This window comes from Acinetobacter sp. 2JN-4 (genome assembly GCF_003687745.1).
GTDB lineage: Bacteria > Pseudomonadota > Gammaproteobacteria > Pseudomonadales > Moraxellaceae > Acinetobacter > Acinetobacter halotolerans.
The window spans coordinates 1-20,311 of the sequence record NZ_RDNY01000005.1 but is presented as its reverse complement, the minus strand read 5'-3'; the positions used below and the strand labels follow the sequence as shown (position 1 = coordinate 20,311).

The 20,311-nt window shown below is 39.7% G+C and carries 20 protein-coding genes; 10 read left to right on the top strand and 10 right to left on the bottom strand.

Going from position 1 to position 20,311, the window contains the following annotated elements; genetic code table 11:
* Window positions 1–4 precede the first annotated feature (4 nt).
* Window positions 5–847: a thymidylate synthase gene (gene thyA / locus EAH57_RS08700; RefSeq protein ID WP_121929717.1), complete on the bottom strand. Its 843-nt coding sequence runs from the start codon at window positions 845–847 to the stop codon at window positions 5–7.
* 171 nt (window positions 848–1,018) lie between these two features.
* On the opposite strand from thyA, the gene EAH57_RS08695 reads away from it, so the two are divergent.
* Entirely contained in the window at window positions 1,019–1,792 is a 774-nt protein-coding gene (locus tag EAH57_RS08695; protein ID WP_121929716.1) for a YwqG family protein, read from the top strand.
* A 47-nt stretch (window positions 1,793–1,839) separates the two neighbouring features.
* On the opposite strand, the gene EAH57_RS08690 is transcribed toward EAH57_RS08695, so the two are convergent.
* From EAH57_RS08690 to EAH57_RS08680, 3 genes are all read right to left on the bottom strand, one after another.
* Window positions 1,840–2,415, bottom strand: coding sequence for a xanthine phosphoribosyltransferase (locus tag EAH57_RS08690; RefSeq protein ID WP_121929869.1), 576 nt, complete (start codon window positions 2,413–2,415; stop codon window positions 1,840–1,842).
* A gap of 145 nt (window positions 2,416–2,560) precedes the next feature.
* A complete protein-coding gene (locus EAH57_RS08685; RefSeq protein WP_121929715.1) occupies window positions 2,561–3,274 on the bottom strand; it encodes a DUF3108 domain-containing protein in 714 nt (237 codons plus the stop codon).
* Between the two features lie 195 nt (window positions 3,275–3,469).
* Complete coding sequence (locus EAH57_RS08680) at window positions 3,470–4,153, bottom strand: hypothetical protein (RefSeq protein WP_121929714.1); 684 nt, start codon at window positions 4,151–4,153, stop codon at window positions 3,470–3,472.
* A gap of 231 nt (window positions 4,154–4,384) precedes the next feature.
* Between EAH57_RS08680 and EAH57_RS08675 the strand changes: the two genes are divergently transcribed.
* Both EAH57_RS08675 and EAH57_RS08670 read left to right on the top strand, forming a co-directional pair.
* Entirely contained in the window at window positions 4,385–5,269 is an 885-nt protein-coding gene (locus tag EAH57_RS08675) for an energy transducer TonB (protein WP_121929868.1), read from the top strand.
* Between the two features lie 270 nt (window positions 5,270–5,539).
* The gene (locus EAH57_RS08670) at window positions 5,540–7,717 is read left to right on the top strand and encodes a TonB-dependent siderophore receptor (RefSeq protein WP_121929713.1); all 2,178 of its coding nucleotides are present in this window, start codon (window positions 5,540–5,542) and stop codon (window positions 7,715–7,717) included.
* Between the two features lie 70 nt (window positions 7,718–7,787).
* Here EAH57_RS08670 and EAH57_RS08665 read toward each other — a convergent pair whose 3' ends face one another.
* The 4 genes from EAH57_RS08665 to miaB are packed head-to-tail and all read right to left on the bottom strand — an operon-like array spanning window position 7,788 to window position 11,217.
* Window positions 7,788–8,087 (bottom strand): antibiotic biosynthesis monooxygenase family protein, encoded by a 300-nt coding sequence (locus EAH57_RS08665; protein WP_121929712.1) that lies wholly within the window; start codon window positions 8,085–8,087, stop codon window positions 7,788–7,790.
* A gap of 11 nt (window positions 8,088–8,098) precedes the next feature.
* On the bottom strand, window positions 8,099–8,584 hold the full coding sequence (gene ybeY / locus EAH57_RS08660) for an rRNA maturation RNase YbeY (protein ID WP_121929711.1): 486 nt from the start codon (window positions 8,582–8,584) through the stop codon (window positions 8,099–8,101).
* 60 nt (window positions 8,585–8,644) lie between these two features.
* The gene (locus tag EAH57_RS08655; RefSeq protein WP_121929710.1) at window positions 8,645–9,727 is read right to left on the bottom strand and encodes a PhoH family protein; all 1,083 of its coding nucleotides are present in this window, start codon (window positions 9,725–9,727) and stop codon (window positions 8,645–8,647) included.
* A gap of 38 nt (window positions 9,728–9,765) precedes the next feature.
* Window positions 9,766–11,217 (bottom strand): tRNA (N6-isopentenyl adenosine(37)-C2)-methylthiotransferase MiaB, encoded by a 1,452-nt coding sequence (gene miaB / locus EAH57_RS08650; protein WP_121929709.1) that lies wholly within the window; start codon window positions 11,215–11,217, stop codon window positions 9,766–9,768.
* 248 nt (window positions 11,218–11,465) lie between these two features.
* Between miaB and EAH57_RS08645 the strand changes: the two genes are divergently transcribed.
* From EAH57_RS08645 to EAH57_RS08630, 4 genes are all read left to right on the top strand, one after another.
* Window positions 11,466–13,424: a lytic transglycosylase domain-containing protein gene (locus tag EAH57_RS08645; RefSeq protein WP_171407429.1), complete on the top strand. Its 1,959-nt coding sequence runs from the start codon at window positions 11,466–11,468 to the stop codon at window positions 13,422–13,424.
* 46 nt (window positions 13,425–13,470) lie between these two features.
* On the top strand, window positions 13,471–14,139 hold the full coding sequence (locus EAH57_RS08640) for a ribonuclease T2 family protein (RefSeq protein ID WP_121929867.1): 669 nt from the start codon (window positions 13,471–13,473) through the stop codon (window positions 14,137–14,139).
* A gap of 166 nt (window positions 14,140–14,305) precedes the next feature.
* Window positions 14,306–15,292, top strand: coding sequence for a malate dehydrogenase (locus tag EAH57_RS08635; protein ID WP_121929707.1), 987 nt, complete (start codon window positions 14,306–14,308; stop codon window positions 15,290–15,292).
* Window positions 15,293–15,454: 162 nt separating this feature from the next.
* Entirely contained in the window at window positions 15,455–15,697 is a 243-nt protein-coding gene (locus tag EAH57_RS08630; protein WP_121929706.1) for a DUF2789 family protein, read from the top strand.
* Between the two features lie 26 nt (window positions 15,698–15,723).
* Here EAH57_RS08630 and EAH57_RS08625 read toward each other — a convergent pair whose 3' ends face one another.
* Together EAH57_RS08625 and EAH57_RS08620 are read right to left on the bottom strand one after the other, a co-directional pair.
* On the bottom strand, window positions 15,724–16,251 hold the full coding sequence (locus tag EAH57_RS08625) for a hypothetical protein (RefSeq protein ID WP_121929705.1): 528 nt from the start codon (window positions 16,249–16,251) through the stop codon (window positions 15,724–15,726).
* A 112-nt stretch (window positions 16,252–16,363) separates the two neighbouring features.
* The gene (locus EAH57_RS08620) at window positions 16,364–16,972 is read right to left on the bottom strand and encodes a 2OG-Fe(II) oxygenase (protein WP_121929704.1); all 609 of its coding nucleotides are present in this window, start codon (window positions 16,970–16,972) and stop codon (window positions 16,364–16,366) included.
* 118 nt (window positions 16,973–17,090) lie between these two features.
* Between EAH57_RS08620 and EAH57_RS08615 the strand changes: the two genes are divergently transcribed.
* From EAH57_RS08615 to EAH57_RS08605, 3 genes are read left to right on the top strand one after another with little or no spacing between them, the layout of a single operon-like run.
* Window positions 17,091–17,948: a 23S rRNA (adenine(2030)-N(6))-methyltransferase RlmJ gene (locus tag EAH57_RS08615; protein ID WP_121929703.1), complete on the top strand. Its 858-nt coding sequence runs from the start codon at window positions 17,091–17,093 to the stop codon at window positions 17,946–17,948.
* Window positions 17,949–17,986: 38 nt separating this feature from the next.
* Complete coding sequence (gene pssA / locus EAH57_RS08610; protein ID WP_121929702.1) at window positions 17,987–18,820, top strand: CDP-diacylglycerol--serine O-phosphatidyltransferase; 834 nt, start codon at window positions 17,987–17,989, stop codon at window positions 18,818–18,820.
* Between the two features lie 16 nt (window positions 18,821–18,836).
* The gene (locus EAH57_RS08605) at window positions 18,837–19,898 is read left to right on the top strand and encodes a DUF6670 family protein (protein WP_121929701.1); all 1,062 of its coding nucleotides are present in this window, start codon (window positions 18,837–18,839) and stop codon (window positions 19,896–19,898) included.
* Window positions 19,899–20,311 lie beyond the last annotated feature (413 nt).

Sequence of the window (20,311 nt, the reverse complement as noted above, 5' to 3'; positions counted from 1 at the left end):
ATAATTAAACTGCGACAGGTGCTTTAATTGCAGGATGTGATTCATAGCCTACAAGTTCAATATCCTCAAATTTAAAGTCGAAAATATCGTTGATCTCTGGATTGAGTTTTAATTGACATAAAGCTAATGGCTCACGAGAAAGCTGTAATTGTGCTTGTTCAAAGTGATTGGCATATAGATGAGTATCACCACCTGTCCAGACAAAATCACCAACCTCTAAGCCACAGACCTGCGCGATCATATGAGTGAGTAGGGCATAGCTGGCAATATTAAATGGTACACCTAAGAAGACATCGGCACTACGTTGATAGAGTTGACATGACAGTTTGTTATCTTGTACAAAAAATTGAAACAGGGTATGACAAGGCGGGAGTGCAACTTTCCCAGCCTCGTTTGGATTCCAACCAGATACGATTAGACGACGTGAATTTGGATTGGTTTTGATTTCATTTACCAGCCATTTGATTTGGTCAAAACCATTTTGCTGATAGCTACCGTCGTCATTTTGAGTCGCGCCAAAGTTGCGCCATTGGTGTCCATAAACAGGACCGAGTTCGCCTTCAGGGCGACCAAAACGAGCAGTTTGTTCTGCGGTTGCCCATTCATCCCAAATTGAGACTTTGTGGTCTTTTAGATATTGCACATTGGTATCACCCTTCAGGAACCAAAGTAGTTCAATCACAATCGAACGAAAGTGGACTTTCTTGGTGGTTAATAAGGGAAAACCTTTGGAGAGGTCAAAGCGCATTTGATGACCAAATACTGAACGTGTCCCAGTTCCTGTGCGGTCTCCTTTGTCGCCGCCATTGTCGAGAATATGTTGTAAAAGGTCTAAGTATGTGCGCATCGTCATTCCTATCGCAGATTTTGCTCGGGCTAATCTTATCAGAATTTATGTGATAAATAATGGGGCAATTGAGCGTCACTAACTGTCGCAGTACAAGCTTTGTTCTCTATTTTAATTTAGCTGCTTGTTTTATATTAAGTTCTATAAATAGCGACATGGATAATCAACAAAATGAAACTTCAACCTGAGAATTTACCGAGTACTTTGCATCCATACTTAGAAAAAATTTCAGCAACTATGCTGCCGACTGTCACCATGCAGCTAACACCAAGTGATGATTTAATTTTATGGCAAAGTAAGATTGGTGGGCAGCCTTATTTACCGCTAGACGTCACTTATCCTGTCGATTCGGATGGCAATCCATTAGTTTTATTGGCGCAGTTCAATTTTGCTGAAATTCCAAATTTACCTAATTTCCCAGACAAGGGGATTTTGCAGTTTTATATCGCTGCCGATGATTTATATGGGATGAATTTTGATGACCAACAGCAGCAATCAGGCTTTAAAGTTTTATATTTTGATCAGATTATTGAAGATGCAACACACTTAAAACAGGATTTTTCCGAGCTTGAATTTGATGAAGATGCTTATTTGCCTTTTACTGGACAGTATTCGATTGAATTCACTTTAACATCCCAGCCAATCAGTGCTCAAGATGATGGGTTTAATATTGGAATTGATGAAGATGAAGTTTATGAGTCATACAGTGAAACCTTTGCTTCAACAGGGCATCGATTAGGTGGCTATCCATTTTTTACGCAAAGCGATCCACGTGGCTATAAGGAAAATATTCAAGACTATATTTTGCTATTTCAATTGGATACGGATGATGCCGAAAACGATATTATGTGGGGGGATTCTGGTGTCGGTAATTTCTTTATTCACCCAGAAGATTTAAAGAAAAGAGATTTTTCTAAAGTCCTCTATAACTGGGACTGTTGCTAAATAAAAAAGCGGATGAGTGATCATCCGCTTTTTCTAGATATTGAATCTTATTCGGTCACAAAAGTTACTTTGCCATCGACTAATGATTTAACTCGAGCCAAAGATTCAACGCGATAGCCTTTTTCAAGCAATAATTCACGTCCGACTTGGAATGATTTTTCAATCACGATACCAACACCAACTACTTCAGCATTGGCTTGATGAATTAAATCAATTAAGCCCAAAGCTGCTTGACCATTTGCTAAGAAGTCATCAATTACCAGTGCTTTATCACTTGAGTTAATGTGCTTGTTTGAAATCGCAATGGTACTTTCAGTCTGTTTGGTAAATGAATACACTTTAGAACGGTAAAGATCATCTTTCAGCGTTAATGACTGGTATTTACGAGCGAAAATCACTGGTACACCAAGTTCTAGACCTGCCATGATCGCAGGTGCAATCCCTGATGCTTCGATGGTAATAATTTTGGTAATACCTGCGTCTTTAAAGCGAGCGGCAAACTCTTTACCAATCAACTGCATAAGTACAGGGTCGATTTGGTGATTTAAGAAAGCATCAACTTTTAAGACTTGATCAGATAGAACGATACCTTCATTTAAGATTTTCTGTTCTAAAGCGTACACGGGAGAATCCTCTAAAACGGATGCTTTTTCAAGCAAAGGCATATTTTAGAAAGCATCGAAAAAATTGCAAGCCAAAATTACAGAGTTTGGTGATATTTCACATAAGTTTGGGATGTCTGACATTTGGCTGCAGGTAACTTAGCGATTAATTGGTTTTACCTGAATAACCAGTTAACAAGAGTCCATATGAGGATTTTCCATCATTGTGGGCCATTTTCACTGGTAGGTAATCAAGTTTTGGCGCTAGCCAAAATACGGTATTACGTTCAGGCTTGTCGTGTTGCATTACGACTTTTATCGTATTAAAAGTACCGTAATTGGTCTTGATTGTTTCAGTTCCTTGTTTCACAAAGCGACGATCATCCAATGCTTTTGCATCGGCAATTTGGTATTTGGTTCTAAGTGTATTATTTTTCAAATCTTCACGGATTTGCAGTTCAGCATTGAGTTCATCTAATGCGCCTGCTTGCCATGCAAATGAGCGAGATTTATCATCTTTTTTGGTATTGATGACTTTGCTGTTGGGGTTGAAGTTAATACTCATTGTATTATTGTGGATTAAAATTTTGCTGCTGCGACTAAATTTCTGAGAAATAATTTTATTGTCTACAAAACCAAACTGACTGGTTTCAGACGCTGACGCAATACCACCCGCTTTCGCTGTAAATTGGTACTTCCAGTTATTGCCTTGCTGAGACAAGGTACGAGTTGCTGAACCTAAGTTCTTATTGTTGTAGCTAAATTGATAGCTCGCTTGGAAGGGCGTCATCGCCAATGCATGACTCGATAAGCTTGCACATAAGATTGCAGCTGAGCTTGCAGTAGTGATACGAAGAACTTTCGATAATTTCTTTGTCATATTACGATGTCCTTTGAGTGAATACCTGATGCATCACTCGCTTATCAGGAGGATTTATAATTATTATGCCTGTAGATTGTGAAGAAAAAATCAGGTTTTTTGCTCAGCACTTGTTAATTTTCGTATAAATCATAGCGATATATGTGTTACCAATGGCAAGAACGACTGCGTTATTTGCCTGATTTCGATTGAGTCTTATTTCTTCTTCAGGTTTTTTTGCTGGATTGGGGTAATTGTCGTGTCTTCTATATACTCATCATCAAAGCGATCATCATCCGATGGATATAACATTGCAGCAAGATTGACATTGCCCCACACAATCAGTTCAGCGGGACGAACCCGAGCACGATTGACGTGAACTTTACTGAGTGTTTCGATAATGCTTGGTTTTTTACCAAACCAGCGATTTAAATCAAGATAAAGTAAATCATCTTTGACGGTCACGATTTCAAAATGCGCTAAAATTTTGCCTAGAGGATCTTCTTCTTTGAATTTTTGGTAATACCAAATGGCAACATAAAAACCCCATTTTTGGAAAATATTTTTAAACTTTGCTTCGATGACTTGGGTATTACTAATTTGCTCAAATACCATCAATTGCACATTTTGGTTCATTTCCATCTGTATGAGTTTTAAGTCTACAGAAAGGGTAGTTTTTAAACCTTTGACATCCAATGTGGTGTATAAACGTAGCCAGCCATCATATAGGTCTGCATGTAGGTCTTGCATGATTTCTACATTGTCTGTGACATAACGTTCCATTGTTGCATTTACAAATACTTGTGAGAGTGGAAATTCTCTTTCTTCTTCAATGAATTCTTCGGCTTTTTGGTAAACTTTACGTAGACGTTTAACGACGGATGAGAGTAGCGTTTGCATAAAAGTTGTTCCAGAAAGTGAATGGTTTATTCGCCATCTTTTATTAACTAAAAAATAAAATTAAATTTGTAGCTTGCAGTGTAGCAAAATTAATTGCTACATTTTCATAAAATGAAGGTATGGAAACACTGCAACCATAAGTGGATCACATTTTTCTTAACTTTTGAATATTGGTTTGGTTTTTATACGGTGAGTGCCGTTGGGGATGCGACTTTTTGTCGCTTAAATACCATGTGGAATAAAATAAATTTTCGTACTGAGTTGTCTCATCATTGGTGGCAAGATCCAATTTTCGTTGGGGCTGTTGCTTTAGCGATGCTGTTACATGGTGGTGTACTGGTGACTCAGTTTGCGATGCCATCTCCATCGGATACTTCGACCAAAGAAATCGCGGTTTCGGTTCGCTTAAGTCAAGAAAAAGTCAAAGATGCAGATTTTTTAGCGCAAGCTGATCAAACCGGTTCAGGTGATTTTCACAAAGCACACCGTATGTCGAGTGATATGCCATCGCCAATGCAAGCCGATGCGACGGCAGGGGAGGCTGAGCTTGAAAGTTTAGAGACGATTCAACAGAAGCGAGAGCTAAAATTTGAAGAAAAAGTGCTTATGACAGTGCTCAGTTGGCAAAAACAAGCAGAGCAAAGTGAGCGTAAAAAAGCTTTAGAAGAATTGCAAAGTCAGTTCCAAGCAAAAGCGGCGATGGTGGCAAGCTTAGAAGCGCAATATTTACAACGACAACAAAATTTCAGCCGTAAACAACGTATTAAAACCGTTGATGGTATTCAGGCCAAACAAGATGCATCAGCGGCTTATTTGGATAAGTTCCGTCAAAAGGTAGAATTGTACGGCAATCGCTATTATCCCGATGCGGCAAAACAGCAACGCTTAGCAGGTGAAGTCCGTTTAATGGTGATTTTAAATGCGCAAGGCGGTATCCGAGCCATTCGTTTAATTGAGAGCTCAGGACATCCGATTTTGGATGAAGCAGCTCGTGCTTCTGTTCGCCGTGGTGCACCATTTGGAGCTTTTGACAGCAATATGAAAGATATTTCTGAGCTACGGATTATCCGAACATGGCGTTTTGATCCAGTAGATGCTGAGTTTGAAGTACATTGATTCAACTGAATGTACTTTTAAGTCGGTGTGGGAAAATATGAATTAAAATAAATAGGTTAGCTTTAAAATATTCTCTTTTTTTAACCCAAACTTAACAGCTATACAGCAATTCTTCATTATAATTCTTGAATTGATAATAAAAACGATTATCATTTGCTTTGTTATTTTTTAATTCTCCTTTAGAGCATCCATACATCCTTCTTTAAAGTTTCGGGGGAGAGAGGTGTATGTTCCCAAATGCTCTAGATTTTGTGATAAGGATATTTTTGCATGCAACATGTTTCTGAGTTGAACTTATTTAAAGCCCATCCACTTGTACTGGCGATGGCCGCGATATTTTTACCATCATTGGCTTCTGCTGAGTCAAATATTGAAAGTACACAATTGCCAACGATTACAGTAAAAGCTAAAGAAAATAATGATGCGACCACTGAAGGCACGGGAAGTTATACAGCAAAAAGTTCCAATACAGCGACTAAACTGAATATGTCTTTACGAGAAACGCCACAAGCAGTGAAGATATATACTCGGGAGTATTTAGATGATCGAAATATTGAGTCGTTTCAAGAGTTAATGAGTAATGTCACAGGAGTAACAGTTTCTCGAACAGATGAACGTCAAAGTTATTTTGCTCGAGGTTTTCAATTGGATTATCACTTAATCGATGGGATGCCAAGTACATCATCACTTGCAGAAGGTGATTTAGATTTGGGAATTTATGATCGTGTTGAGGTGGTGAAAGGAGCAAATGGTCTTAACTCTGGCGCAGGCAACCCTTCAATGGGGGTAAATATGGTGCGTAAACGAGCGAATGCCACGGAGTTTACAGGCAATGTTAATGCAGCTGTTGGATCATGGAATAATTATACGAGTTCGGCGGATCTTTCGAATTCATTAAATGCAGATGGTTCATTACGTGGTCGCATTTATGTGAAACATTCAGATGAAGATTCCTTTATGGACAACTTTTCAAGAGAGCGAAATATTGTTTATGGCGTAATTGATTACGATATGACTGATAAAACAAATTTATCATTGGCTGCAACCTATCAGGAATTAAAGCGCGATGGAATCCGTTGGGGAGGATTGCCAGCTTTTTATAATGATGGAACAAGAACCAAATTTGATCGCTCTTTGACTGTAAGTTCGGATTGGACTTATTGGAACGTTGATACGAAAGCGGTTTTTGCTAACTTGAAACAGAACCTTTTTAATGATGTTGCTTTAAATATTGCTTATTCATACCAGCAAAACGATAACCAATCAGCTCTGCTCTATGTCGCAGGTAAAGTCAATAAAGAAACAAATAAAAGCTTAGGGGCTGTGTCTGTATATTCTTCAGATAAGAGGAATGAAGAAAATAACGTAGATATGTATATATCAGCACCTTTCACCATTGCCAATCGTAAGCAAGAAATTATATTGGGCGGTTCATGGAATAAAAATGAATTGGTTTATAGCCGTTATGGAACGATTCAGGGAAAAGATGAAGGAACCAATGATTTGGATATTGATCAATGGGAACATTTAGATTTTTCTAATATGAATACTCAATTGTTAACGCCTATTACTAACCCCAAGAAATTGGCTGGAAATGAAACCACGCAAACAGGATATTACATTGCAGGTAAATTCCAAGTTCTTGATCCATTAAAGATTGTGGCAGGGGCAAGATTGACGAACTGGGAATATAAATCGGAAGATCATAAAGGTAATCGACAATTTAATGATCAAATCACGCCATATTTTGGTGTCATTTATGACTTCGCTCAAGATCATTCTCTTTATGCAAGTTATACCGATATTTTCACGCCTCAAAATCGTCGCGAAGAAAATGGGAACTATTTAGACCCAATCATTGGACGGAATTATGAAACAGGAATCAAAAGTGAATGGTTTGGTGGTCATTTAAATACAGCTCTATCTATCTTTAGAATTGAACAAACCAATTTCGCTGAAGCAATTTCAGGTAAGTTCGTTAAGAATGCGCAAGGTATAAATACTTCTGAGCAAGCCTATCGTGGGGTTGATGGCGTTGTAAGTAAAGGGGTTGAGCTTGAAGCTGATGGGGAGATCAATGACAATTGGGCAATCAACTTTGGCATCGCGAACTTTGAAGCAAAAGATGGTAAAGATCAGAAAGTCGCTACGACAAGCGCCCGCACAACATCTAATTTATTCGTTAAATACAAACGTGATCAGTGGAATACGGGTGTCGGGGTAAATTATCGTGGTAAAACCTATACAGGGACTGGAGCAACTTTAATTGAGCAAGATGAGGTTTTTTTGCTGAGTGCGATGTTAGGTTATAAAGTTGATCAAAATATCAGTGTGCAACTGAACTTGGATAATTTATTGGATAAAGAATATTTTGATGGAATTGGTGAAAATCGTATGAATTATGGCGCACCACGAAATGCAACATTGACTTTCCGTTATCAATTCTAAAAGTTTAATAAATAAAAAACGGCTGAATTCAGCCGTTTTTTATTGAGCATGTGGATAACTTGATGGTTATTCACAATCTATTTTGACTAGAGTAAGCACGTTCAACTTTGCAGATCTCAACACTAAAACTTTGATACCATTTTTCTTTACCTAGATGCTGAGCAACTTGATGTTCTGCATCTTGTTGCCAGAGCTTTATATCTTCCAAGCAATTCCAGTATGACAGCGCAATTTCAAAGCCATTTTCACTACATGCTTCAAACTTTAGACAGTTAAATTCCGTTAAAGCTTTATTTCTTAGCTTTTGCGCCATTTCTGAATAAGTTGCATCAAGTCGTTTAATTTTGGCTTTAAAAATGACGATATACATGGGTGCTTTACTCATATCTCATCGGCTTGGTATGGATTCGTAACCCCGAGCTTTTTAAGAATCGCGATTTCCAAAGCTTCCATTTCTTCAGCATCTGTTTCATTGGTTTCGTGATCGTAGCCCAATAAGTGCAAAACACCATGAACCAGTAGGTGAGTGAAATGTTGATTCGGTGTTTTTTGTTGCTCAGTGGCTTCTTGTAAAACCACTGGAATACAAATGACCAAATCGCCTAGAGGCTCAGCATCCAGTAGGTTAAGCATTTCTTCTGGGATATCACTGGGAAAGGACAGTACATTGGTTGGTTTGTCTTTTTCACGATATTGCAAATTCAGCTCATGGCTTTCAGCAATATCAACACAAGCAATGCCTATTTCACAGTCAACCTCGAAACCGACATGGCGTAATGCTGTTTCGAGCTGTTTTTTGATTTGACCACGTTTTAGTGGTAGTTCAGCCGTTTGAAAGTCTTGTTGAAGACTTAAATTGATTTTCAAAATAGATCCTTAATTAATCGTCCTCACCCCCACTGTTATAAAGCAGGGGTGAGGTTTTTCTTAAATGTGTTGCGCATCTGCTGCGGAGTCATTCTCTGCAATCAGTGCTTCTTGTTTGGCCTTACGTTCGGCACGTGCTTCAGCGGACAATCGTTGCTGTTCGCTATCCCAACCTTCGTAAGCTTCAACAATCTTCTGTACCAATTGATGACGGACCACATCACGAGAGTGGAAACGTGTGATATGGATTTCATGTACATTTTCTAGGACACGCAAAGCTTGTGCTAAACCAGATTGCTGACCACGCGGCAAATCGACTTGCGTGACATCACCAGTAATTACAGCGCGAGAACCAAAGCCTAAACGAGTGAGGAACATCTTCATTTGTTCAGGCGTGGTGTTTTGCGCTTCATCTAAAATCACAAAAGAGTGATTTAAGGTACGACCACGCATATAAGCAAGTGGGGCAACCTCAATCACTTGACGCTCGATCAGTTTGGCAACTTTCTCGAAGCCAAGCATTTCATATAAGGCGTCATAAAGTGGACGTAAATATGGATCAATTTTTTGGGTTAAATCACCAGGTAAAAAACCAAGTTTCTCACCAGCCTCAACGGCAGGGCGAACCAACAAGATGCGTTGGATTTCATTACGTTCTAGCATATCAACAGCAGCAGCAACTGCTAGGTAGGTTTTACCTGTACCTGCTGGGCCGATACCGAATGAAATATCACTTTGTAGAATACGTTGCACATAGCGTTTTTGGTTTGTGCCGCGAGGATTAATTCGGCCTTTACGAGTCTGAAAATAGACATCTAAGGGGGTTTCCTCTTGATCTACTCCTTCACCGACCAATTCGAAGTCTCGGTCGGTTTGGGAGGATTGGATCATAAGATGGAGTAAGTCAGCACTGACTTGTTGTGATGTTTCAGACTCCGCATAGAGCCGTTGCAATAATGCTTCGGCTCGTTCGACCGTTTCAATCTCACCGTCGAGGTAGAAGGCATCGCCTCGGTGAGTAATTTTGACATCTAAACGTTGTTCGATTTGTTTTAAATGCCCGTTATACGCACCGAGCATGCTTTTCAAGCGTTCCATTGAAATCTCAGGGAACGTTACTGTACGTCGAATCGCTGCAGTCAAGAGAAACCCTCTTATTGACTTATGAGAATACCTCTACATTACGCCACGTCAGGTTCAAGATTCAAGAGTTCACCATAAACTAAATTTAAAGTTTTAATTTCAGTAATCTCAATCTCTGCGAAACGTCCAACCCAAGTAGCATCACCGATAAAGGCAACCAAACGAGTGTTATCAGCAGTACCCATCAATACATTCGGGTCCTTATCAGATACTTTTTCAATCAGCACACGTTCGATCTTACCAAGCATGGCATCAGTTTTATCTATGCTCGATTTTTTAATCACTTGCTGTACTTGTGCTAAACGATCTTTTTTCACTTGATCTGGTGTGTCATCAGCGAGGTCAGAAGCAGGTGTGCCCGGACGTTTTGAATACACAAAACTATAAGAATGGTCAAAATCTAAGTCTTTAATAAACTGTAATGTTTCAGCAAAGTGCGCATCAGTTTCACCCGGGAAACCAATAATAAAGTCACTGGATAAGTGCATATCTGGACGGACTTTACGGAGTTTGGCGATTTTATCAATATACACATCAATGGTGTGATTACGTTTCATTGCTTGGAGTACATCGTTTGAACCGCTTTGTACGGGTAAATGCAAATGCGACACCATTTGTGGTAAGTCACGGTAGCATTGGATCAGTTCATCAGAAAATTCAAGTGGGTGAGAGGTGGTATAACGCAAACGTCCAATTCCAGGGATTTCTGCAACTAAGCGTAGTAACTCTGGGAAAGTACAGATACTACCCTCAAAGGTTTCACCACGATAACCATTGACGTTTTGACCAAGTAAGCTGATCTCACGTACACCTTTTTCTGCGAGTCCTGCAATTTCCGCCAAGACATCATCCAGTGGGCGAGAAACTTCTTCACCACGAGTATAGGGAACGACACAGAATGAACAGTATTTAGAACAACCTTCCATGATCGACACGAAAGCTTTAAAGCCTTCCACGCGTGGTTCTGGTAGAAAGTCGAACTTTTCAATATCAGGGAAAGAAATATCAACAAGTTTAATTTTTTCTTTCTTCGGTTTTTCGATTTGAGCTTGATGCTGATCTAGCATTTGCGGTAAACGGTGTAGGGTCTGTGGGCCAAAGACCATATCGACATAAGGCGCGCGTTTCTGAATGTTGTCGCCTTCTTGTGAGGCAACACAACCGCCTACGCCAATCACCAAATCTGGATTTTGTTCTTTAAGTTTGCGCCAGCGCCCCAATCCGCTAAAAACCTTTTCTTGGGCTTTTTCACGAATAGAACAAGTGTTCATCAGTAAAATGTCGGCTTCTTTGGGATCGGTGGTCAGCACATAACCATGCGAATCACCGAGTAAATCTGCCATGCGATGACTGTCATACTCATTCATCTGACACCCTTGCGTTTCGATATAGAGTTTTTTAATCGAAACATCAGTGGTGTGCATTGGCTGGGTAACAGTGTTTTCTGAGGCAGCTTTTAAAGCACTTGGAATGAATGTTTGAACCGTCATGCAGGCTCCCGAACAAGGTGGATTTGAACAAACCGCGGATTATAGCAGTATTTTTGCGTGAACGCAGAGAATAAAAAACTGACAAAAAAAGACAGTTTATGATGAAAATTGTATAAGTGTTAATGAATATGAATCAGTAAGTTACATAACACAACAATAGTGGAAAGCCAGACTTATTACACTATCACAGTTGGGTGAATTGGGCATGTTGATTGATGACGATGAAAAAGCAAGGTGATTTAATAGCGATGGAACGTAATAAAGTGAATAAAAAGAACAATTTCCGCCGTTTTATCGCAATGGGTGGCTTGCTAGCGTGTTCATCAGTCTATGCTTTAGATGCACAATTTAATGATGCTTTACGTGCTGCCAACGCCAGTAATACTGCTTTGCTCGATCAGTTTCAAGAGCAAATGCAAAATGATGTATTAGGTTATTACCCAGAATATTGGAAATTAAATAACAATCTTGGTTTTCAGCCTTCATCTGCGATTATTAGTTTTGCCCAACGCTATCCGCAATCTGCGATGGCAGAAAAATTAGCAGCGGATTATGTCGAAGAAAAAGTAAAAATGGGCAGTTTTGCTGATGCTAAACCTGTATTAAGCTATGTGACCAATCCAGACCAAGCAGAAAGCTGTGCGCTCGCGCAAGTCAGAGCGAGAACTGGAGATAGTTTGGTTTATGCTGAATACAAAGATATTTGGTTGACTACAAACTCACAGCCTGAATCATGTAATGGTTTAGGTCGAATGATGCTTTCTAGTCCATTAATGACTGCACAAGATCGTCAACATCGATTGTGGGGGCAGTTACGCGCAGGGCAGTCTGGACAAGCTATTGCAACTGCACAAGCACTAGGGTTGAACTTATCCTTAGCCCAATTAAATCAGATCCAAGCCAATCCTTTAGAGTATTTGTGGAGCGCGACCAAAAGCAATGATGCGGATTATGCTTATCTCATTTATGCGATAGGGCGGATTGCAGATAATGATTTAACTAATGCATTGGCCAATCTGCCACGTGCAGTTCAGGACACACCACAAGCTGTGCAACAGTATTTGTATCGTACAGTAGGTTATGTGGGTGGCACCACGGTCATGAAAAATGGTTTTAATCGTGGCGTATTGAATGCTTTCGATCAAAGTTATGGTTATCCATTTAGTCCTGAAGAAGCGGAAATTTATGCGCGTCAGTCGATTCGGTTCGGTTCATGGGAAAGTCTGATTCGTGCAATCGATGCGATGTCGGTGACACAGAAACAAGAAGATCGTTGGCAGTATTGGTTGGCACGAGCGTCTGAGCAGCGTTCAGATGCAGCATCTAAACAAGCAGCCCAGCAGATTTATCGTAGACTGGCTCAAGCCGGCGATGACTATCATAATTTGCTCGCCAAAGATCGTTTAGGTGAACGTTATAATCATAAACCATACGATGAGCAGCCAAGTTCGCAAGATATTCAACGACTCAATCAGAATATTCATTTCAAACGTGCATTTACATTAAGAGATGTAAATGCACCTGCGACGTATACCAATAGAGAATGGAATTGGGCTGTTCGACAGGCTTATTTGCAGGACGATGATGGCCTTTTATTGGCAGCTGCGAAACGAGCACATGATATGGGTTGGTATGATCGAGCGATTTATGCTGCGGATCGAACTACGTCCAAGCATAATGACATTTATCGTTATACAACTCCGCATCGTAGCAATGTGACAAGTCATAGTCACAATGCAGGCATTGATCCTGCTTGGGCCTATGGTCTGATGCGTCAAGAAAGTCGTTTTGTTACTTCCGCACGCTCTCATGTGGGTGCGGGTGGGTTAATGCAAATCATGCCGAATACCGCCAAGTTAATTGCGCGTCAAATGGGTGAAACCTATAACCCTGCAGCATTAAGTGAAATGAATACCAATATTCGTTATGGTACTTATTATCTTTCCATGATTCAGGGGCAACTAAGCGGTAATGCAGTGCTTGCAACAGCAGGTTATAACGCAGGACCAAATCGCGCGCGGCGTTGGCAGCCCGATGGTCAAACCATTGCTGCTGATCAATACACAGAAAGTATTCCACTAATAGAAACACGTGACTACGTTAAACATGTCATGACCAATGCAACACATTATGGGGTGGTGTTAGGACAAGGGGCGCAGTCCTTAGAAAAAAGGATGGGAGTGATTCCTGTACGAAATACCCCTTAAAACACAAGCGGATGTTTAATTTGAAATCATGAAGTTTTGGCATTTGATGAAATCAATAGATGTATTTGAAAGGCGGTTGACAAGATTGGGGCAGGCATTGCTCTGTTGCATCATCTTGTCATTTGGTACGCCATTATATGCAGCAGATCGCTCGAATATTGTGGGTTATATCTTGCATGTGCAGATGACGCCTGCTGTTTGTGCCTTAGATTCATCAAAACAAAAACAACGAAAATGTCTGGAAGGATATTCGCTTACAATTTCAAGTCTACTTCCGGAAGTTCCTGTAAACCGTAACTGTGAAACCAAGTCCTCCGCTAAGCTTTCACCTTTACAGGCAACGGTTGTCGCTCGCGTAATGCCTAATGAAAATGAGCGCGTACAACTTTGGCAAAGTGTGGGGGGCTGTGTACCGATGAATGCCAGTCAGTATTTCAGAACGATTATTAACTTTGCTGAGCGTTTAAAAGTTCCAGCTGATTTGACCAGTCAAAATACCATTACCGTGCAAAAAGAAAGTCTTCGACAGCAATTTACCAAGTTAAACCCGACATTACCTGCAAATGGTATTCGTTTTAGTTGCCAGTCTTCGCGATCAGATTCAATTTTGACCGAGATTCGAGTGTGTTATCAAAAAAATGGACGGTATAAGCAATGTGCAAGTCATGTTGTGACGGGTTGCCCAAACGAATTTATAATTAAAGGCAGTTATTAACTTTTTTACTCGCTTGATTTGTATTTTCTATCAGACTTTTGTTGAAATCATTCTCTTTTACATGCATAAGATGCTGCTTTAGAGTACAATCTTTGCCGTTTATGATAATTCGATTGAGTCACAACTGAACTCAATCGTGCTAACGCACCTCATTGGAGAATATCACATGAAGCAACCCGTTCGTGTTGCCGTTACAGGCGCTGCAGGTCAAATTGGTTATAGCTTATTATTCCGTATCGCAAGCGGCGAAATGCTAGGTAAAGATCAACCTGTAATTTTACAATTGCTTGAAGTTCCTTTTGAGAAAGCTCAACAAGCGCTTAAAGGCGTGATGATGGAACTTGATGACTGTGCTTTCCCATTATTGGCAGGCATGATCGGGACTGATGATCCTAAAGTTGCATTTAAAGATGCAGACTATGCTTTGTTAGTTGGTTCTCGTCCACGTGGTCCAGGTATGGAGCGTGCTGACTTGTTAAAAGTCAACGGTGAAATCTTCATTGGTCAAGGTCAAGCACTAAACGAAGTTGCTAGCCGTGATGTTAAAGTATTGGTTGTGGGTAACCCTGCAAACACCAATGCTTATATCGCAATGAAATCTGCTCCAGATCTTCCAGCGAAAAACTTTACCGCAATGTTACGTCTTGACCACAACCGTGCGTTGACTCAAATTGCTCAAAAAGCTGGCGTTGCAGTTTCTGATATTGAAAAATTAACAGTTTGGGGTAACCACTCTCCAACGATGTATGCTGACTACCGTTTTGCAACTGCAAATGGCGAAGGCTTAAAAGACAAAATCAACGATGCAGAATGGAATAAAGATACATTCCTTCCAACAGTTGGTAAACGTGGTGCTGCGATCATCGAAGCACGTGGTTTGTCTTCAGCTGCTTCAGCTGCTAATGCTGCAATCGATCATATGCGTGACTGGGCGTTGGGTACAAACGGCAAATGGGTAACTATGGGTATCCCATCTGACGGTTCTTATGGTATTCCAGAAGGTGTAATGTACGGTGTGCCAGTAACTTGTGAAAATGGCGAATACACACGTGTTGAAGGTCTTGAAATTGATGAATTCAGCCGTGAGCGTATGAACATCACACTTCAAGAACTTGAAGATGAGCGTGCAGCAATTGCTGACATGTTAAAATAATTTATCTATTTTTAGATAAGTTTGAGAACGCCTTCATTTGAGGGCGTTTTTTTATGCATTCAAAATGATAAAAACAAAAAGCAACAAGAAAATAAAAGTCTTTTCTGCCACGCCCTCCCGTTTGTTGTTAAATTGGATGGAGAGGATTAAAGGAGAAGAAAAATGTTTGAGCAACAACCGACATTAGAATTATTGTTTGAACAGTTAGGACTTGGTGCTGATGATGCCGCAATTGAAAGTTTTGTTCAGACACATCAACTGAGCGCTGGGCAAAAATTGCATGAAGCTGAGTTTTGGAGTGCAGGACAAAGGGACTTCTTAAAAAGTCATATCGATAAAGATGATGAATGGGCGATTGTCATTGATGAACTGAATCAGCAATTACACCTTGATAGTACACATTAGAAAAACAAAAAATAAAGCTCACATGATTAGTGAGCTTTATTTCGTATGAGAGTTTTAAACCAGTCTTCCTGTCGGACTAACTTAAACGCTGAATGTTCTTGTAATAACGCTAAATCATGGTCAATGCATGACACATACTTCTTCAACCAGTGTTGAGTTAAAGCATTTTCTTTTTTAGCGGTTGAGGCATAAGCCAAAAAGAAATAAATATCCACATGGTGGTTATGTGCTAAAGGTTTTAAAATTTGCTGGGTAATTAAAGCAAAGCGCTGCTCTTTGGTCAGTTCAAAATACATCATATATGCTTTGGCTAAATATAAAGACAAATTCAAATACAAGCTCAGGGGCATTTCATCGTTTGCAATACGTGCCTGTTCAAGCAGGACGATAGCTTCTTGTAAAAAATGGAGTTGTTCCTGACGAATATGGCTCAGCATGACCAATTGCAAGCGCAAGTCGGCACGCTCTAAAGCCAGCTCTGGGGTGTCACTCGATAAATAGAGTTGATCTGTTTCACCAATTCGAGCAATTACATCTTTGGTTTCATTCGTCATTCATTGATCCAAAATCATCAGTTATGCCTAGATATATAGGGCTATTTTTCACAATTTAAAGGTTGATGTTCCATAAACTTCGCAACCTTACTTTGTCTGCATATTTATGCGGTTATCCATTCCAAATTGAATTACTACTCCGTAGCCACGCTGTAATGGATAAGCGCTGTTGCTTTGACAGCAACACTTCATGTAATAAATCACTTTGGAAGATGACAAGACGGTTTGATACAGGTGGGATGATGTGCCATTGATCATTTTTATCTTGGAGTCGTAACTGCCCCCCCCAATCTTCTTGCCAGCTTTCGTGTAAATAAAAAACCGTTGAAATCATACGATCATTCTTTTGTTGGGGATTGTCGCGATGCAGTGCGTAAAACTCACCTGCGTTATAACAAGCAAAATGAGCTTCGACTTCTTTAATCCCCAAATAAAATGCTTGATTGAATGCCTGCGCTAGGTTTTCTAAGGTGTTGATATGCTGTTGAGCGATCGGGAGTTGATCATCAATCCACAAAATGTGATCACTTCGAATATGGCTGACTACACCATTTTGTATGCCAGCTGCCCGAAACGCTTCCAAATTTGAACTACATTCTTGAACCAGATCTCGCACATATTCATGCGGGTATACATTGTCCACCAAAGCAAATCCAGACGTATTTAAATCATCTAAAATTTGATCAATATGCCAAGATTTAGGAAGCGAGGTGAATTGCATACAGCTCCAGTTAACATTCATTTGATTACAGTACAATTTTAGATGATCACATCAACGCTAAAGAATAGCCTTTATTTTCATGATAAACTATCCTTTGAATTGAGGAATATTTGTCAACATGAATTACCGTCACCATTTCCATGCAGGTAACTTTGCCGATGTTATGAAGCATGTACTTTTGCTTCAACTGCTTACTCGTTTAAATGCTAAAGATAAACCATATCGGTATGTCGACACCCATGGTGGGGCGGGTAAATATAATTTATCACTTGCACCATCACAAAAATCAGGTGAGTTCCTCACAGGAATTCATCGTTTAATGCAATTAAGTGAGATGGAAAAACGCCAAGCACCTGAGTCCATTCAGGAGTTTTTAAAATTGGTTGGCAAGATACGTGAGCAAGAAGGTAAGGGGAGCTACCCTGGTTCTCCTTGGTTTGCTTTGCAGGCAATGCGAGATATTGATAAAGCGACTGTATTTGAAATGCAGCGCGATGTATTTGCCGAGTTACGTCACAATATTCATGATAAACGCATGGGCTTACATGAGCGTGATGCTTATGAAGGCTTATTTGGGGTTATTCCCCCAAAAGAAAAGCGTGGATTGGTGATGATTGATCCGCCATACGAATTAGAACGTAAAGACTTTCCGCAATTGGTTGAACTTTTACAAGTCGCGCACAGCAAGTGGCCAACAGGTGTATTCGCAGTTTGGTATCCAATTAAAGATCGTGCCATGATTGACCGTTTTGAAAAGAAAATGTTTAAAACAGGGATTCGTCGTCAATTGGTTTGCGAAATTTGTGTATGGCCTGATGACACGCCAGTGGGATTAAATGGTTGTGGTTTACTGGTGATTAATCCGCCATGGAAATTCTCAGAAGATGCAGATCAGGCTTTACAATGGTTATTTCCACATTTGCGTATGAGTGAAAATGGTGGTCATGCTGCAGTACGTTGGTTGGTGGGTGAGTAACCCGCCAACGTCAAAATATTGTCGAGGAATTGAAAATAATGACAAATTCTCCTAAACCTGATTCTGATTCAAATAAAGATGGACGTTCTTTTGATCGCATTACATTTGAAGTGGAAGAAGAAGAGCATACGCACGAAGGGCAAAAAGTAAAACGCCGTGGTATTTATCTATGGCCAAACTTAATTACAACAGCGGCGCTTCTATCTGGTTTTTACTCAATCATTGCGAGTATGAATGGAAACTTTAATCAAGCGATCTATGCGATTTTCCTCGCTGCATTGCTTGATGGGTTAGATGGTCGAGTAGCACGTGCGATTGGTGCGCAGAGTGCTTTCGGTGAACAATATGACTCATTGTCTGATTTACTGGCTTTTGGGGTTGCGCCTGCAATTTTGATGTATAGCTGGAGCTTACATGATTTGGGGCGTATTGGTTTAGCGTGTTGCTTTATCTATACCGCATGCGCGGCCTTCCGTTTGGCACGTTTCAATGTGCAAATCGGCGTGGTGGATAAACGGTACTTTATTGGTATTGCTAGCCCACTTGCTGCGGTCACTGTGATTTCTTTGGTTTGGGTCGGTCGAGATTATCCGTTTATCTTTGATTTAAAAGATATTGTGATTCAGGTTGTTAACTCTGTCGTTATGGTGGGGATTGGGTTGTTGATGATTTCAAATATCAAGTATTACTCATTTAAACAAATGGATCGCAAGCGTGTACCTTTTGTCGTGATGTTACCTGTGGTCTTGATTTTTGCCGCAATCACGTACAACATTCCAGTAGGTATCTTGATTGTGTGTATCCTGTATGTACTCTCAGGGTTTGTAACGACTTTATTTGCGAAAAAGAATGACTCAAAAATAACAACTTAAAATCAGGAGGTTCAGTATGCCAATGTTGATGAGTAACAATCAATTAAAGCAGCTGAACCTCAATAAGTCAGATGCTTTAACTTTCTATCCACCGAAAGGTATTTTTAAAATCGTTTATCAGGCTTTGATTCTGCCGAATTTACCAGAGCCGTTTCATTACCTGAATTTCATTAGTTTAATTGGACAGCCTCGTATTCCGATTTGCTATAACGCAAGTGCGATTACGACTACGGCCATTGATACTGCAACTGTATTGGTGAGTAGTAGTGTTGCAACAGTTGGACATCTCAAAAGTTATAGTGCTAAAGAACAATGCCAATTTGAAATTGATCGTTATCAATTTCTTGATATTGATGATATTCAAGTTCAATCGACAAATTATTATTTTAAGCGAGTCGATGACGAGTTAAGTTGCCAATTAAGAGTAAATACCCATTCTGAAATAGAAAATCATTCAGCATTGCAATGGGGCGTTGCAGACTATTGGTATGCGAAATGCCAATGTGAAGGTGAAATCACCTATAAAAAACAAAAATATGAAATACAAACTCAGGGTGTTCTAAAACATGCCAGAGCAGTTTATTTGCCATTTATTGCCTTTCATTTTTTCACGTATCAAATTGTTCAGATTCGTTCAGATCTGCAAATCATACTTTCTGAATTAAGAAATCAATGGAATAACATCATTTTTTCAAGGATTGAAATTCAATACGATCAACAACAAATTATACTTTACGATGATCAAGTGATTTTTGATGTAACGCGAGTTTATCCTAAAGTTCAAACGCCAAATGGTCGGGAGATGTATTTGGCACGAGAGTTTATTTGGCAATGTCAGGAAAATGATCAAGTTACTTTTCACCTTAAAGCACAAAGTCGAGGTGATTATAAGTTTGGATTGGCAGCAGGCTATGTCGGAAGTTTTAATTATCAATTACGTTGGAAAGAAGAGACCTATGAAGGTTCGGGTTATTGCGAATATATTGATTGTCGGCCTTTACATTGGCAAGAAAAGAGTAAAACAGAGCAGATATTAGATCAAATTCCACATTTTCAGCCTTATTTGTGCAAGAAATAGACACTCGTCACAATAAATTAAAAAAAGGGGTTGTGTGTGATTAGAAATGCTGTAGAATGCACATCCATCGGCGGTGATGCGGATAAAAACTTGTTGAGAAACAAGGATTTGGATTGAAAGATTTAAATCTTGTGTTTAAGAATAAGTTTTAAAAATATCTAAATTGCCTGTTGACTTTTAAGAGATTAAGAGTAATATAGCCGACCTAGCTTGATGGTGACGAATCATCGAGAAGATCATTAAGAATTGAAGAAGAACAACTTGTGTGGATTTTTACTGGTTAATTGATCGAAATTATTTTCATTGATTAGATGGTAGAAATTACTCGAAGTTTATTTGAGAAATATTTGTCAGAAAATTGATGAGCCAAGATTGGTACCCTTTAAAGGTACTACTGATTTTAAACTGAAGAG

Coding starts and splice junctions, on each gene's coding strand:
- thyA (WP_121929717.1), bottom strand. CDS start 847: ATGCGCACATACTTAGACCTTTTACAACATATTCTCGACAATGGCGGC.
- EAH57_RS08695 (WP_121929716.1), top strand. CDS start 1,019: ATGAAACTTCAACCTGAGAATTTACCGAGTACTTTGCATCCATACTTA.
- EAH57_RS08685 (WP_121929715.1), bottom strand. CDS start 3,274: ATGACAAAGAAATTATCGAAAGTTCTTCGTATCACTACTGCAAGCTCA.
- EAH57_RS08680 (WP_121929714.1), bottom strand. CDS start 4,153: ATGCAAACGCTACTCTCATCCGTCGTTAAACGTCTACGTAAAGTTTAC.
- EAH57_RS08675 (WP_121929868.1), top strand. CDS start 4,385: ATGTGGAATAAAATAAATTTTCGTACTGAGTTGTCTCATCATTGGTGG.
- EAH57_RS08670 (WP_121929713.1), top strand. CDS start 5,540: ATGCAACATGTTTCTGAGTTGAACTTATTTAAAGCCCATCCACTTGTA.
- EAH57_RS08665 (WP_121929712.1), bottom strand. CDS start 8,087: ATGTATATCGTCATTTTTAAAGCCAAAATTAAACGACTTGATGCAACT.
- miaB (WP_121929709.1), bottom strand. CDS start 11,217: ATGACGGTTCAAACATTCATTCCAAGTGCTTTAAAAGCTGCCTCAGAA.
- EAH57_RS08645 (WP_171407429.1), top strand. CDS start 11,466: ATGGAACGTAATAAAGTGAATAAAAAGAACAATTTCCGCCGTTTTATC.
- EAH57_RS08640 (WP_121929867.1), top strand. CDS start 13,471: ATGAAATCAATAGATGTATTTGAAAGGCGGTTGACAAGATTGGGGCAG.
- EAH57_RS08635 (WP_121929707.1), top strand. CDS start 14,306: ATGAAGCAACCCGTTCGTGTTGCCGTTACAGGCGCTGCAGGTCAAATT.
- EAH57_RS08630 (WP_121929706.1), top strand. CDS start 15,455: ATGTTTGAGCAACAACCGACATTAGAATTATTGTTTGAACAGTTAGGA.
- EAH57_RS08625 (WP_121929705.1), bottom strand. CDS start 16,251: ATGACGAATGAAACCAAAGATGTAATTGCTCGAATTGGTGAAACAGAT.
- EAH57_RS08620 (WP_121929704.1), bottom strand. CDS start 16,972: ATGCAATTCACCTCGCTTCCTAAATCTTGGCATATTGATCAAATTTTA.
- EAH57_RS08615 (WP_121929703.1), top strand. CDS start 17,091: ATGAATTACCGTCACCATTTCCATGCAGGTAACTTTGCCGATGTTATG.
- pssA (WP_121929702.1), top strand. CDS start 17,987: ATGACAAATTCTCCTAAACCTGATTCTGATTCAAATAAAGATGGACGT.
- EAH57_RS08605 (WP_121929701.1), top strand. CDS start 18,837: ATGCCAATGTTGATGAGTAACAATCAATTAAAGCAGCTGAACCTCAAT.